This is a genomic window from Olivibacter jilunii, assembly GCF_900607235.1.
Taxonomy (GTDB): Bacteria; Bacteroidota; Bacteroidia; order Sphingobacteriales; family Sphingobacteriaceae; genus Olivibacter; species Olivibacter oleidegradans.
The window spans coordinates 691212-706289 of sequence record NZ_LR027848.1 but is presented as its reverse complement, the minus strand read 5'-3'; the positions used below and the strand labels follow the sequence as shown (position 1 = coordinate 706289).

Below are 15078 nucleotides of genomic sequence, written 5' to 3'. Positions count from 1 at the left end.
ATAATGAAAAGAACATCCCTTATTTTAGGTTTGGCAGCTTTAACAGGATTGGGAGCTACGTCATGCCAAAGTTTCAAAGACGGTGCAGGTGGCATGCAATATAAAATTGTAAAAGAAGAGGGAAAAACTAAAATCAAAGAAGGTGATTTTATTTCCCTTGGTGCAGTAATCTCTACCGAAAACGACTCGGTTCTCAATAGCAGCTATGAAATGGAGCAACCTTTCTATTTGGCAGCACAGAAATCTATGTATCCCGGCGACATCTTCACGGCTTTATCCATGTTGGGAGAAGGAGACAGTGCCGTGTTCAGATTGAATATTGATACCATGGTAGCAAAAACGGGCCAACCTCGTCCTCCATTTAAAGGACAATACATTGTACATACGTTCAAGATCAACAAAGTCATCCCTAAAGGAACGCTTACAGACAGTGTCTTCAACCAGGAGGTAGAAAAATATATTGCCCAAGATCGCGAAAAAGCAAAGAACGCGGAAGCAGGAAAGATCGAAAACTATATTAAGAAAAACGATCTTGAAGTCAAGACGACAAGCTCAGGCCTCAAATACTCGATCGAAAAAGAAGGAACCGGTAACAAACCAAATGTAGGCGATACCGTTGTCGTACATTATACCGGTAAGTTTTTGGGCGGAAAGATCTTCGATTCAAGCGTTAAAGAGGACGCAAAAAAAGGAAACGTATACAATCAAATGCGCGAACCATACGATCCGATTCGTATTCCGATCGGTGTAGGAGCCGTTGTTCCGGGCTGGGATGAAGGATTAGCTTTATTATCTAAAGGTGCTAAAGCAACCTTGGTCTTGCCTTCAAAATTGGCTTATGGTGAGCATGGAAGCATGGGTATTCAACCTTACACGCCCCTGGCTTTCACCGTAGAAATTGTTGACATCGTTCCACAAAAAGCAAAACCGGCACCAACTGCCGCAGCACCGGACACACCCGCAACTGCTAAAAAATAATGATAAAGCCCGTCGCATTTCGATGGGCTTTTTTGTTTTTGTTCGGCTCATGACTGACCGTCTTTAAGTTTTTTTATATAAGTTTGCCCATATGCAACTTACCGACACCCATACGCATATTTACTATAATGAAGGAAGCGCATTAGAGGAACAGATCGTGCGTTGTAGGGAGAACAGCATTACCCGTTTATTTCTACCCAACGTGGATAATGAATCGATCGAAAAAGTTTTTCATGTAACAGATACGTACCCTGATATGTGTTATCCGATGTTGGGACTACATCCATGTAGTGTCAAGGATGACTTCAAGGAGGAGTTGGCTCTGATTGAAAAAGCACTATTAGCAAAATCAGTGGTAGCAATCGGTGAAATAGGCCTTGATCTTTATTGGGACAAATCAACACTTCCACAACAGCAAGAAGCTTTCCGAATACAGGTCGCTTGGGCAAAAGAACGTGGTCTCCCCATCGTTATTCATTGCCGTGAAGCCTTTGACGAGCAATTCGCTTTACTGGAGGAACTGAAGGACGACAAATTATTCGGGATCTTCCATTGCTTTACCGGCAGCTTGGAGCAGGCACAACATGCTATCTCCCTGGGCTTCTATTTAGGCATTGGGGGAGTTGTTACCTTTAAAAATGCGGGTCTCGATAAAGTAGTTGAACAGATAGACTTGAAGCATATCGTCCTCGAAACAGATGCGCCCTATTTGGCGCCCGTTCCCTTTCGCGGAAAACCAAATGAGAGTAGTTATCTTATCCACGTAGCACAGAAAGTTGCCGATTTACACGGCATAGCGATAGAGGAAGTAGCAAATATGACCACTCAAAACGCACTGCATGTTTTTGGAATGTAACTATTTCACTGCTACAAATAGGGTCTGATGGACGAGGAGAACCATACGCATTATATTGCATATACTTGTGTCCAAAGGAGCTCCAAAACGAATACTTGTGAAAAAAGACGATTTTATCTAAGTTTACAATGCCTTGAACCTGGGCAAAACGAGCTCTGTTAAGAGATGCAACGCTAATTTACATGAACAATATACTGATATTATACACTGGGGGAACAATAGGAATGGTTACTGATGAGACATCAGGAAGCTTTGTTCCTTTCAACTTCGAATTGATACATAAAAATGTACCTGAACTAAGTCGCCTAAACTATAACCTGTCTATTCACTCTTTTGATCCTATCATCGACTCGTCCAACATGCAACCGGCCATATGGGTGCAAATGGCGGAGCTTATTAAAGATAACTATGACTTATATGATGGCTTTGTAATCTTACATGGTTCGGATACGATGGCATTTTCTGCTTCCGCTTTAAGTTTTATGCTGGAAGGTTTGCAAAAACCGGTGATTTTTTCGGGTTCTCAGTTACCTATCGGCGAAATTAGAACCGATGCCCGCGAAAATTTGATTACAGCGCTGGAAATCGCTTCAGCGAAAAAGCATGGACGCTCCCTAATACAAGAAGTTTGCATCTATTTTGATAGTAAATTGTTTCGCGGGAATCGCTCCTTTAAATATAATTCGGCGAAATTCGAAGCTTTCCGGTCGCCAAACTACCCGGTTTTAGTCGAGGCAGGCGTGCACTTGAAATACAATCGCCCTGCATTGATGAATAATACCGGTAAAGATTTTATATTACATACCAGGATAGACAATTCGATATCAGTCCTCAAGTTATATCCGGGTATCAGTAAAGAAGTTGTTAAGGCCGTGCTGGAATCCAATGCACGTTCCGTTATTATGGAAACCTTTGGCTCCGGCAATACCACAACGGCTACTTGGTTTCTGGATATGCTTAGAGCAGCTATTCGCGATGGGAAGAATATTGTTAATATTTCACAATGTAAGGTAGGTTCTGTTGAATTAGGCCGATATGAAACCAGTCAATGGCTAAAGGAAATGGGCGTACTCAGTGGTTTTGATATGACTTTCGAAGCGGCGGTAACCAAGCTAATGTACCTTCAGGGCGAGTTTGAAAGCCAAAGTGAAGTGGCTCGGTGGGTAGAAGTGAATATCAGAGGAGAATTGACAGACTAATTTATGCGTTGAGTAGAGAAATGGAGAAAATAGTTGAGTAGGGAAATTGTTAAAGGATTACTTAACGACTTAACTACTCAACTACTTAACGACGCAACTACTCAACATTCCCCTCCAGGGCTAATAAGAACGCGTAATTCAAGGCAATATCTTTCAGATAATCAAATCTACCGGAAGCGCCTCCATGTCCAAAGTCCATCTCTGTTTTTAGTAATAATACGTTTTTATCCGTTTTCGTAGCCCGTAACTTTGCTACCCATTTTGCCGGTTCAAAATACTGAACCTGGCTATCGTGCAAGCCCGTAGTTACTAACATATTTGGATAAGCCTTTGCTTCTATGTTTTCGTAAGGCGAATAACTTTTCATATAAAAATAGGCCTCTTTATTCTTTGGATTTCCCCACTCATCAAACTCATTCGTAGTGAGCGGTATTGTTTCATCTAACATGGTGTTTACCACATCTACGAAAGGCACTTGTGCAATAATACCATTCCACAAATCCGGCGCCATGTTCATTACAGCCCCCATTAACAACCCGCCGGCACTTCCTCCCTGCGCATATAGATGTCCTTTGCTTGTGTACTGTTTATTAATAAGATATTTCCCGCAGCTAATAAAATCAGTGAAGGTATTTTTCTTTTTCATCATCTTCCCGTCTTCATACCATTGTCTTCCCATTTCTTGTCCCCCTCTAATATGAGCGATCGCAAAGACGAACCCTCGATCCAACAGACTCAAACGGGGGCTGCTAAAAGTTGGATCCATCGATGCCCCATAAGAGCCATATCCGTAAAGCAATAAAGGGGCGCTACCATTCCGTTCAAATCCCTTCTTGTAAACCAATGATATGGGAATGCGAACGCCGTCTTCTGCCTCTGCATAAAGTCGCTCGGTTACGTAAGCTTTCGAATCATAGCCTCCCAGTACCTCTTGCTGTTTTAAAAGCGTTTTTTTCTTCTCTACCATATCATAGTCGAATGTGGAAGAGGGAGTCGTCAGTGAGGTATATCCATAACGAACGATCGACGTATTATATTCCACATTTGCCTGTGTGTAGGCGGTATAGGCTGCCTCGCCAAAATCCAGGTAATGTTCTTCCCCGTTCCGGAGGCTCCTAATATTCAACTGCGTTAATCCATTCTTTCGCTCGGAAACGACTATAAAGTCCTTAAACTCGTCTATGCCCTCCAAAAGCACGTCCTTGCGATGCGGAATAACTTCTTTCCAATGTTCAATATCCGTCTTATCCAAGGGACACTCCATCACCTTGAAATTCAACGCGTCTCTATTAGTCAAGATTAAAAACCGGTCCTCTAAGGCAGTCACTTCATACAACACATCCTTCATTCGAGGCTGGAACACTTTAAACAAATCGCTTGGTTTATCTGCAGAGATAAATCTGGTTTCCGAACTGGTTGTTGCCCCCGAATAGATATAAATAAATTTGCCCGATTTAGCTCTGGCTACGCCTATGTAATTACTATTATCTTTCTCTTCATAAACAACCAGGTCCATACGCACATCGGTACCAAGCTCGTGTTTTTTTATCTTTTCAGTTAACAATGTCACCGGATTCTTCGCCGTATAAAAGAAGGTTTTGTTATCATTTGCCCACGCAACGGCACCGGTGGTTCCTTTAATCTCCTCCGTATAAAGCGCCCCGGTTTCCAGATTTTTAATAAATATTGTGTATTCTCTACGAGATACGGTGTCTACACCGAAAGCCATTAATTTATTGTCAGGGCTGATACTGAAGCCGGTTGCACTGAAGTAAGGATGTCCTTCTGCCATTTTATCAACATCCAATAAAATCTCTTCTGTTGCATCGAGCGATCCCTTTTTTCTGCAATACTTAAAGTATTGTTTGCCGTCTTCCGTTCTAGTATAATAAAAATACCCGTTTTTAAAATAAGGTACAGACTCATCCTTCTCTTTTATACGAGCCCGCATTTCTTTGAATAAGGTTTCCTGAAATTCTTTAGTACCCGACATCATGGTGTCGAGATAGGCATTTTCAGTATTCAAATAATCGATTACTTTCGTGCTATCAGGTCCTTTTTTAAAGTAATCAATCATCCAATAATAATTATCTACTACCGTATCGCCATGGATTGTTCTTTCGTGGGGAATCTTCTCTGCAACCGGTGCTTTTGAATCGGGCCACCGATATCCTTGTGTTTCTTGATTTTTCTCTCCGCAGGAGGCTAAAAGTGTTAATAATATCATGGGTATATGTTTCATGTTGGACAACGGAACTTACCAGTACTAAGATAAACATTTTGAAGCGATCTGTACCTAGTAAATAAAATAGGACGCTACCCTTGTCTCGCTTCATTCAAAGACTTATATTCAGCGCTAAATTAACGTTCACAATGATAAATAAAACCTTTATCCTTTCACTTTTCTTGCTATATGGTCTCTATTCCTTATCGCATGCCCAAGAAAAACTCTATAGTGAAGCTCAAGGGAAGTATGTTCTCAATGTAGCCGGTGCCTCCCACCTAGCTAAGCTACCGCTGAAATGTATGCAGCAAGAATTTCCTTACAAAACGAGTGTCACCTTTTCGGACACCTCCTTAATAACAAGGCCCAGAAATTACCATCCGGCATTTTATGGTTGCTTCGATTGGCATAGCAGTGTACACGGTCATTGGATGTTGGTAAGATTGCTCAAACTTTTCCCTCATCTCCCGGAGGCAGCAGAGATTCGAACTAAACTTCGTACCAACCTAAGTGCAGACAATATATTAACGGAAGTCGAAATTTTTAAAGATGAGCAGCAGCGGGGCTTTGAAAGGACCTATGGATGGGCATGGCTCCTACAGCTGCAAAAAGAGCTGTTATCGTGGAACGATCCCTTAGGAAAAGAACTAAGTAAAAACCTTGAGCCCTTGGCACAGCAACTCGTTCGCTTGTATATAAATTACTTACCCAAGATGAATTATGCGGTACGCGTGGGTGAACATAGCAATCTGGCTTTTGGGCTGACTTTGGCCTATGACTATGGAATGGAAACAAAAAATGATTCTTTGCTTCATATTGTTCGGGAAACCGCGCTACGCTTCTACAAAAAAGACACGGGATGTCCAATCAATTACGAACCGGGTGGCTCAGATTTTCTGAGTCCTTGTTTAGAGGAGGCCGATTTAATGTGGCGTATACTCCCCGCAAAAGACTATGCTTCCTGGATCGAGCGGTTTTTACCTGATTTATTTAACGGTCCGGCAACCCTCACACCCGGAACCGTAACAGACAGAACCGATGGTAAGTTGGTGCATCTAGATGGTTTGAATTTAAGTCGTGCCTGGTGTCTATACGGTATTGCCCACCACAGTCGTAAAAACAAGGCGGCTTTAATTAATCTGGCAAAGAAACACCTTACAGCCGCTTTACCACATGTCGCTAGCGGAGATTACATGGGCGAGCATTGGCTGGCTTCTTTCGCCGTCTATGCTTTAACCATACAGTAAGAAGGTAAGGGTTTAGGGCAAGGCATTAAGGCACCGTATGCTTAAAGCCTTGCCCCTACACCGTATTCTTTACACCTTTTACCTCAAACCTTCCCGTCCTTAAAATTTTACATTAAGTCCCAATAGAAAGTTCGTTCCTGCTTGCGGGAAGTAGAAATTTGATGTATAAACCGCCGGATCTCCTTGATAAATAGAACTATAGGTATAACCATTCGACTCATATTTTTCATTGAAGATATTATTAACTAATAAGGATAACCCGATATTCTTTACGCTTTTAAATTTCAATTGATAGGACAATCGTAAATTATTGACAAAAAAGGCATCTAAACTTCGATCAACATTCGAGGTATTGTCGAGGTATTGTCTTGATACATATTTAGAGATAAACGCAATTTCTCCGTTTTTTACCGGTACGAAAGCCAATTCGCTTGATCCAACGAAAGAGGGTGAAAGCGCAATCGTTGTACGTTCGTAATGATTTACCTGTTGATCTGACACATTCCAATCAGCGTCATAAATATTAATGTATTCGTAAAAGTCCTTGATTTTGTTGCTACTTAAAGCACCGGTCAATGCCCAAGAGAAGGTACGGATAGGCTGCCATTTCACATCGGCTTCCAATCCCAGGCGATAGCTATCGGGGACATTCATGCGTGTTTGGGCGCCAACATCGTTAATCTGTCCTGTTAGAATAAGCTGATTCTTATATAGCATCGCATAGCCATTGATTCCCATATTAACGTGAGCGGTTGACAAGCGATAGCCCAACTCGATATCTTGCATACGCTCTGCTTTTGGCCTACTATCCGGTGTGGAGTTTTCATAGTCATCCCGCACAGGCTCTTTATTGCCAACGGCATAAGAAAGATACGCTTGGCTATTGTTGGCAAATCGATAAGTCATACCTACTTTTGGGTTAAAGAAATTGAGGTCCGCTTCTTGTTGCACGTTATTCAGATTTCTATCAAAACCTAGGAAAGAATAGGTGACACGCCTGTATTGCACATCTGCAAAAAGTGAAAAGTTTGCCATTTGATATTCCCCTTTTGCGAATATATTAAAGTCTGTTTTCTTGGCATCATTAAAGTAATACCGATAACGCGTATCAAATGCGCCCTTATCAATCTCATGAGCTGCACGTTCAAACAAGGGGTTTCTAGACCATGTGATGTCTCCATAATGATCTCCTTTATATTCATTATAAGCCCCGCCAAGGGTTAGATTAAGCTGGTCGCTGGCTTTATATTGCCCGGAATACGTTATCCCGTAAAAATGGTTGGACAACCATCTTTCCCGTACCAGGTCTGTTGAAGAAATAGTACTATCTCCAACCGCTACGGGGGCTAAACCATAGTCTTCGTATGCAGCGCCTGTTTTATATTCTTCGTAATAACCACGCCCTCTCGTGTAATGTAAAGCGCCATTTAAATTAAGTTTATCCGATACACTCGTAGAGTATAAAAGTTGGTAATGATCCTGCTGATAATTGTCGTTTTGATTTTTATATAAGAAAGAATTATAGCGACGGGGATCTGCGTTTCTTATATTCTCTGCATCTTCTCCAATTAACCCATTTGCTGATATATAGGCCTCTATATCAGCGGCCGTTCCAAAAAGCTTTTCTTCAGGCACACCGTTCCACGCTTGATAGGTTTTTTCCTTCCCGGAAAAGACATTGGCTCTTAACAAGCTTTTTTTTCCATACCAAGCACCGCTTAAAAAGAAAGACTTAAGATCAGACGCACCACGATCAACGAAACCGTCCGACTTAATGCGAGACAGACGACCATCAAAAGTGAACTTATTATTGATTAGCCCTGTACCAATTCGCACGGTATTTTTCCAGGTATTGAATGATCCGTAAGAGTTATCTAATTCGGCATAGGATGTATCAACCCGTGTATTCGTTTGTATATTGACACTGGCACCGAAGGCGCCCGCTCCATTCGTAGAAGAACCAACACCACGCTGAATCTGTATATTGTCCACAGAGGACGCAAAGTCGGGAAGATTCACAAAAAAAGACCCCATACTTTCTGCATCATTATAAGGAATTCCATTGACCGTCACATTTACCCGCGTAGGGTCGCTTCCTCGGATACGCATTCCTGTATAACCAACGCCTGCACCCGCGTCTGAGTAAGTGACAACACCGGGTGTTTGATCAAGCAAGTACGGCAAATCTTGCCCTAAATTATTCTTTGCGATATCCTGACGGTTAAGATTCTTATACGTTGTTGCCGCATTTGCATTAGCTCGAGTGGCATTAACAATAACTTCATCGGCTATAAACTCCTGTTGGCTCAATGACACAATAAATTCTTCAGTCGATGGTAAAACCAATTTCTTTTCAACGGGCTTATAACCAACATAACTTATACGGATCGTATAGCTTCCGTCTTTTAGATTCTTAAACAAGATATTACCTTGCCGGTTGGTTTGCCCGTTTGCTAAAGACCCTACTACAGAAACACTGGCACCACCAAGTGGTTTGTTTTCGTCTTTATCGACTACTTTCACGGATAGATTGGTCTGCGCCCATAAGAACATCGGACTAAATGCGGCCAAGATAAAAAGCAAGCCTCTCTTTTTCACAATATACATATATTTTTAATTCGCCTTACCGTTGATAGGGGTTACAACAGTTAATTACTACACTTAAATAAAATATAACCTCATTTGGTAATTCTTCCCTCCCTACGCCGGCATTATCCGGATCAGGTGTTCAGAAAAGTACAGCTTGTCGCTTCCTTTTTCTGATGGGTATAATCTCAGCCCTGATTTGTGTTTTAAAAAAACAAGGCACCCCTTTAGTGATGTACGGGCAAATTTACGAATTATTTTTTTGCTTTCACCAATCTGAATTTAGTCCCAGGAATTACCTTCAGTGAACTTAATATATGTTCTTTATGCTTGATCATAAAGAACCAAACAATCAAGGCTGCACATCCTTCGCTAAAGATTTAGGTTCATCGATCAAATCATGTGGAGCCGCCCCTCCCTTCAATCCACGCTTCGCTTTTCACATGATTTTTTTGCCTTGGCTATCCTAAATCTTCTTAACGCTCACGCTGTGAGGCCGTTCTTTCCGGCCCATCGAGGCCCCTTGCAAAACCGTTCCGAAGTGCTTACATGGCCTTGGAGGATATCGACGCAACGAGCAGCAAAGCATTTGTACATAGGTTCATATTGTAATACCCAAGCGGATTGAAGAAGTGAAACGGCTCCAATACGCGCCAGTGATGCTTTGCCATCAGGTGCAAGGTAGCATCCATAGCCTTGATCTTTGCGTCGGTTTGGATCAAGCCAAAGCGACAAAAAATGATTAAAATAAACGTTCTTTTAATACAACCACCACAACATACAGCAAAATATAAATCACTGATTATCTGGTTTTTATCCTTATTAAGGCCTTTGTGATTCTCCGACCTTTATGCATTTTAAACGATATACTTTTAGCTTTTAACTTCTTCTCCCTTATAAGGATAAAAGACAAAATTTGCACCTTCGGGTACAATAACGAAAAGACACATGAAATCTTCAGGCTTTTTATAGGTCTTTATAAAATGTTCCTTTCGCGATTTAAGAATGACTCCCTTCTCTACAAACTCTTCCAAGGTGGATGCTTGGATAGTCCATTGCGTGCCGAGTTCGTTTCTATCTAATATGAGTTCGCCCAGATTGACCTCATGTTGATGAGCGATAAAAATAGGATATTGAGAGAGCCCTTCCGCCATAATCTCGATAGCAACTTCCTTAATTGAATCTTTATAAAAGTTCAAATCAACGCGCAAGCTCTTTAAGGGACTATCTTTTTTCGGAGCCTGTCCATCGTCACCGGCTTGTGCGGATAATAATTCTTCTAAATTCATTTTCTTTACCGTTATAAGTTTTACGTAGTACGTTATAAGTCTTAAAACGTAGAACTTAAAGCATATTACTTCTTCTTCTCCAATAAAACTACATTTTCCACATGCTGCGTATGAGGAAACATGTCAACCGGTTTAATTCGTTTTACCAGGTATTTCTCATTTAACAAAGCTAAATCTCTTGCCTGCGTTGCCGCGTTACAGCTAACATATACAATTCTCGGAGCCTCCAGTTCTAGCAGCCTTGCTATCACATCCGGATGCATCCCTGCCCGCGGCGGATCGGTAATGATCAAGTCCGGTTTTCCATGGGTTGCCGTAAATTCGGGAGTCAGCACGTCTTTCATATCCCCCGCGAAAAACAAGGTATTCTCAATGCCGTTGATCGATGAATTCAATTTTGCATCTTCAATAGCCGATGGTACATATTCTATTCCGATTACCTGTTTAACATCCAATGCAACGAAATTGGCGATGGTTCCGGCACCTGTGTATAAATCGTATACCAATTCATGGCCCTTTAAGTTCGCAAACTCTTTGGTTATACGATAAAGCTCATATGCCTGTTCTGAATTTGTCTGATAAAAAGATTTAGCTCCGATTTTAAACCGTAATCGCACGGAACGGTTCGGTAAGGACATTTCTTCAAAAATATGGTCTTTTCCCGCGTAGGTAATAATCTCCTGGTCGAAAATCGTATCGTTTTTTTTCTGATTAATGATATACTGCAAGGAGCTAATCTCCGGAAACCGTTCCTTCAAAAATTCCATTACTTGCACAATTTGTTCTTGCGTCGGGTAAGCAAAAACCACCACAACCATTAAGTCGCCCGTAGTTGAAGTACGAATCATCAGATTCCGGAGCGCCCCCTCATGATTTCGAAGATCATAATAGCTAATCCCCTTTTCGATTGTTAACTGTTTAAGTTCATTTCTAATGGCGTTAGACGGATCTTTCTGCAAATAGCAATGTTCTATTCCCAGAATTTTGTCGAATCGTAGCGGAACATGAAAACCTAAAGCACTCATCTCGTGTTCCTTTCCGCTTGCGATATCTTCCGTCGTTAACCAGCGCTTATTTGAAAAAGTATACTCCAGTTTGTTTCTGTAGTATACCGTATGAGCCGAGGGCAAAATTTCTTCCATAGAGGAGGTGTCTATCTTGCCTATTCGGCTTAAAGCATTATCGACACTCTTTTGTTTATACACTAGTTGTGCCCTATAGTCCATATGTTGCCACTTGCAACCACCGCACACTCCGAAATGCGCACAGAAAGCGTCGAGTCTATGTTTTGAAGCCTGTTTGACCTTTGTGATCTTCGCCTCTGCAAAATTTTTCTTTTTACGGATAAGCTCAACATCAACTACATCTCCGGGAATCGCTTTTTCTATAAAAATTACTAAGTCATCGGTCTTCCCAACGCCCTTTCCTTCTTCCGCTATGTCGATAACTTCAATATTCTCGAGCAGCTTTTTGTCCTGTGGAATCTTTTTTTTCATGAGGATGCAAAATTAGGTAAAATGCTCGTTATTCGCGAACGGAAATATGAAGCGGGTCTCTTAAAGATACTTCATCGTTTTTATTAACGACAGAAGAAAAAACGCTTGAAGAGGAAGAAGAATCCCTTCTTTTTTACCGCGCTTTTATCGAAGCGACTTTCTATCATCATCGAAAAATGAAGGAGCTCACGGCGCATAGAAATGAATTTTGATATAAATGTATGTTTTTTATACCAAAAACCAAAACGGTTCTGCGCTTAGCACACGGGTAAAACCGCGGGTGATGTTTAATCGAGCGACGGAAAAGAAATCCCTTTTATTTTTCGAAATAGTTCTACTGCGTATAAATCTGTCATACTGGAAACAAAATCTAATACCGATCGTATTTTTCCGTAGGTAGATCTTTCTTCCCGTTTATATTGGTTAGGAATCAGCGCGGCCACTTTCTTGTCGTAAGATGAGGCGTGGTTGAGATAAGCGGGTACAAACTCTTCCAGTAAACCGCTCATTACCTTATAACCTGCAACCTCAATTTGCACAACCGCCGGTGCGTTATAAATTTTATCAATTGAAATTCGTTCAATGGTTTTCATAACCTCTTTCAAGTGACTCGAAATATTGTCGATCAAAGAGGATTCAAAATTACCGGACAAAACTTCGTGCTCTTTTGCAAAAAAGACATGAGAACATTCCTGGATCAAGGTGCTAATAGCTTTTGCTCTTAACAAGCTCACGCGACTATCAACATCATTTATATCTGCCAGCCGCTTTTTTATATTTCCGTCATTTGTTAACGGAATCAACAATTCTTCCACTTCGACAGCAGAGAGTATGCCTAACCGATGAGCGTCCTCAACATCAATGATATTATAGCAAATATCGTCAGCAGCCTCTACCAGATAAACCAAAGGATGACGTTTATACACTTCTTGGCAGGATTCATCTTGTTCCATACCAAGTTCTTTGGCTATTTTAATAAACGATTCTTTTTCAGGTTGAAAATATCCATATTTTTTTCGATGGAGGCCTCTTCCTTTAACGTTTCCATCAATCGCTGCACATGGATACTTTACAATTGCCGCTAAAGTACTATAGGTTAATGCAAAGCCGCCGGCTTCTTTCCCGTTAAATTGATGCGTTAAAATGCGCAATGCATTTGCGTTTCCCTCAAAGTGAGTGAGGTCTTGCCATTCAGCAGCTGTTACTTGCTCTTTATACTTCAAGCCATCTCCACTTAAAAAATAATGAGAAATAGCCGCTTCTCCCGAATGCCCAAAGGCAGGATTTCCCATATCATGTGCTAAGCAGGCGCTGGAAACGATATTTCCTATTTCTTGTAAATAAGGGTACTGTTCATCCAGCGCTGAAAACACTTCTTTCTTTTTGGTATAGAAAATTCTGCCCAGTGATCGTCCAACACTGGCGACTTCTAAACTATGTGTCAGCCGGTTATGGACAAAAACACTTCCTGGTAAAGGAAACACTTGTGTTTTGTTCTGAAGACGCCTAAAGGGCGAAGAAAAGATCAATCGATCATAATCTCGTTGGAATTCCGATCTCGCGATATCTTGATTTTTTATTTCCCGATGTTCGTATCCCCAGCGTTTTGCAGAAAGTAGTTGTTTCCAGTCCATTCTTCAAGTTTGCCACAAAGATAAGGCTTAATTGTTTAATCAAAACTCTCCGTACATCTTTATAAATTTAAGCAGCACCCCATTACTCCAACCAAAACCATCCTGAGCAGGATATTCTCCACCTCCAGCCTCTACATGGGCATCAATCACGTTATATTTCTCCATCATCTTTCCTGTTTGTTGGTAAACTTTGGTATTTAATGCGATCCATCGTTTGGCGACATTTGAAGCCAAATCAAATTGACGATAATTTTGCAAACCTTTTACTACCATCCATTGCAAGGGCGCCCAACCGTTGGGTGCATCCCACTGTTGGCCTGAGATTTTGAGCGACGTGATAATTCCGCCACTCTTTAGAAAATTTTTACGAATCATCTCGACCGCTTTCTTTATTCCTTTTTGCGGTGCAATACCAATAAAGAAGGGCGTAAAACCTGCAATTGTAGTTTCTTTTGACAAGGAATCAGTCCGAATATTATAATCATAATACCAACCGTCGCGTTTATTATAGCAATACTGATGAATAGCTTGCTTTCTATATTTAGCAATCCGTTTATATTTGATTGCCTTACCTTTATCGCCCAAAAGTTTATAACTCTTTTCAATCGTCCTTTCCAGATGATACAAAAGACAGTTCAAGTCGATGGGTATAATTCTCGTTGTCTCAATGGTGTGCAGGTCTTTGCCATCTACCATCCATCTCGAACTGAAATCCCAACCGCTTTCGGCACCCGAGCGGATGTCGCGAAATAAACGGGAATCTTTCTTTTCCGCAACAACAGTTAAATGAGCGTCTTCATAGTACGACTCTTGACGGGCAATATTTAACTGGTCATAATACCGATTTAAGAATTGCCCATCCGACATTTCCACTACATGTTTGGCCTTTTGGGTTTTGTCCATCCAATAAGCATATTCTTTTAACAAAGTTCCGAGGTAATCCCGGTACACTGCTCCGCCTTTTATTTCTGCCAATAAATCCAGCATAAGTGAAAAATAGGGTGGCTGGGATCGGCTTAAAAAGTAACTTCTATTGCCATTTGGAATGTGTCCATAGCGGTCGATCATAAAAGCGAAATTCTTTACCATATTTTCAATCATCTCATACTCGCCACTTTCTTGTAAGCCTAGCATGGTAAAATAGGAGTCCCAGTAGTAGATCTCATTGAAACGGCCACCGGGAACGATATAGGGAAAGGGAAGTGGCAACAATGAATTTCCGGGAATCACTTTATCGGGTTCTCTTCTCAGAACCGACCATAATTTTTCTATATGCTCAACAATTGGGGTATTCGCATCACTGTAATACTGAACGTCGTGAGGCTGTGGGAGTTCAAAATTTGCTTTTACAAAATCGATTAATGAAAAGTCTTTTATCTGCCTCTGAATTCGAAAGCGTTGTAAAATCACTTCCGGTGTTTCTTTCGGAATAGCGTCTACGAATGTTTTATTATCGGCGAATATCCGTTGCAACTGGACTTCCTTAAACAAATCGCCATAAATTTGATCTGGAGTTAAACAATGTTCTGTGATGGACATGCCCGTTATTTTTTGCTCCTTCCGATGTGA

Annotated in this window: 10 protein-coding genes; 4 read left to right on the top strand and 6 right to left on the bottom strand. The window is 41.2% G+C overall.

Annotated features, from left to right (window positions below):
- Positions 1-3: 3 nt before the first annotated feature.
- The 3 genes from E0E36_RS03040 to E0E36_RS03030 all read left to right on the top strand — a co-directional run bounded on the left by E0E36_RS03040 (position 4) and on the right by E0E36_RS03030 (position 3033).
- The gene (locus E0E36_RS03040; RefSeq protein WP_130854675.1) at positions 4-978 is read left to right on the top strand and encodes an FKBP-type peptidyl-prolyl cis-trans isomerase; all 975 of its coding nucleotides are present in this window, start codon (positions 4-6) and stop codon (positions 976-978) included.
- 91 nt (positions 979-1069) lie between these two features.
- On the top strand, positions 1070-1834 hold the full coding sequence (locus tag E0E36_RS03035; protein ID WP_130854674.1) for a TatD family hydrolase: 765 nt from the start codon (positions 1070-1072) through the stop codon (positions 1832-1834).
- A 182-nt stretch (positions 1835-2016) separates the two neighbouring features.
- Positions 2017-3033 (top strand): asparaginase, encoded by a 1017-nt coding sequence (locus E0E36_RS03030; RefSeq protein WP_130854673.1) that lies wholly within the window; start codon positions 2017-2019, stop codon positions 3031-3033.
- 97 nt (positions 3034-3130) lie between these two features.
- Here E0E36_RS03030 and E0E36_RS03025 read toward each other — a convergent pair whose 3' ends face one another.
- Complete coding sequence (locus E0E36_RS03025) at positions 3131-5260, bottom strand: S9 family peptidase (RefSeq protein WP_130854672.1); 2130 nt, start codon at positions 5258-5260, stop codon at positions 3131-3133.
- Between the two features lie 146 nt (positions 5261-5406).
- On the opposite strand from E0E36_RS03025, the gene E0E36_RS03020 reads away from it, so the two are divergent.
- Entirely contained in the window at positions 5407-6504 is a 1098-nt protein-coding gene (locus E0E36_RS03020) for a DUF2891 domain-containing protein (protein ID WP_130854671.1), read from the top strand.
- A 99-nt stretch (positions 6505-6603) separates the two neighbouring features.
- On the opposite strand, the gene E0E36_RS03015 is transcribed toward E0E36_RS03020, so the two are convergent.
- From E0E36_RS03015 to treF, 5 genes are all read right to left on the bottom strand, one after another.
- Positions 6604-9111: a TonB-dependent receptor gene (locus E0E36_RS03015; RefSeq protein ID WP_130854670.1), complete on the bottom strand. Its 2508-nt coding sequence runs from the start codon at positions 9109-9111 to the stop codon at positions 6604-6606.
- 851 nt (positions 9112-9962) lie between these two features.
- Positions 9963-10379: a hypothetical protein gene (locus tag E0E36_RS03010; RefSeq protein WP_013664542.1), complete on the bottom strand. Its 417-nt coding sequence runs from the start codon at positions 10377-10379 to the stop codon at positions 9963-9965.
- A 65-nt stretch (positions 10380-10444) separates the two neighbouring features.
- A complete protein-coding gene (gene rlmD, locus E0E36_RS03005) occupies positions 10445-11875 on the bottom strand; it encodes a 23S rRNA (uracil(1939)-C(5))-methyltransferase RlmD (protein WP_130854669.1) in 1431 nt (476 codons plus the stop codon).
- Positions 11876-12162: 287 nt separating this feature from the next.
- Positions 12163-13509: a deoxyguanosinetriphosphate triphosphohydrolase gene (locus E0E36_RS03000; RefSeq protein WP_013664544.1), complete on the bottom strand. Its 1347-nt coding sequence runs from the start codon at positions 13507-13509 to the stop codon at positions 12163-12165.
- A 39-nt stretch (positions 13510-13548) separates the two neighbouring features.
- On the bottom strand, positions 13549-15057 hold the full coding sequence (treF, locus tag E0E36_RS02995; RefSeq protein WP_256377671.1) for an alpha,alpha-trehalase TreF: 1509 nt from the start codon (positions 15055-15057) through the stop codon (positions 13549-13551).
- Positions 15058-15078: the final 21 nt, after the last annotated feature.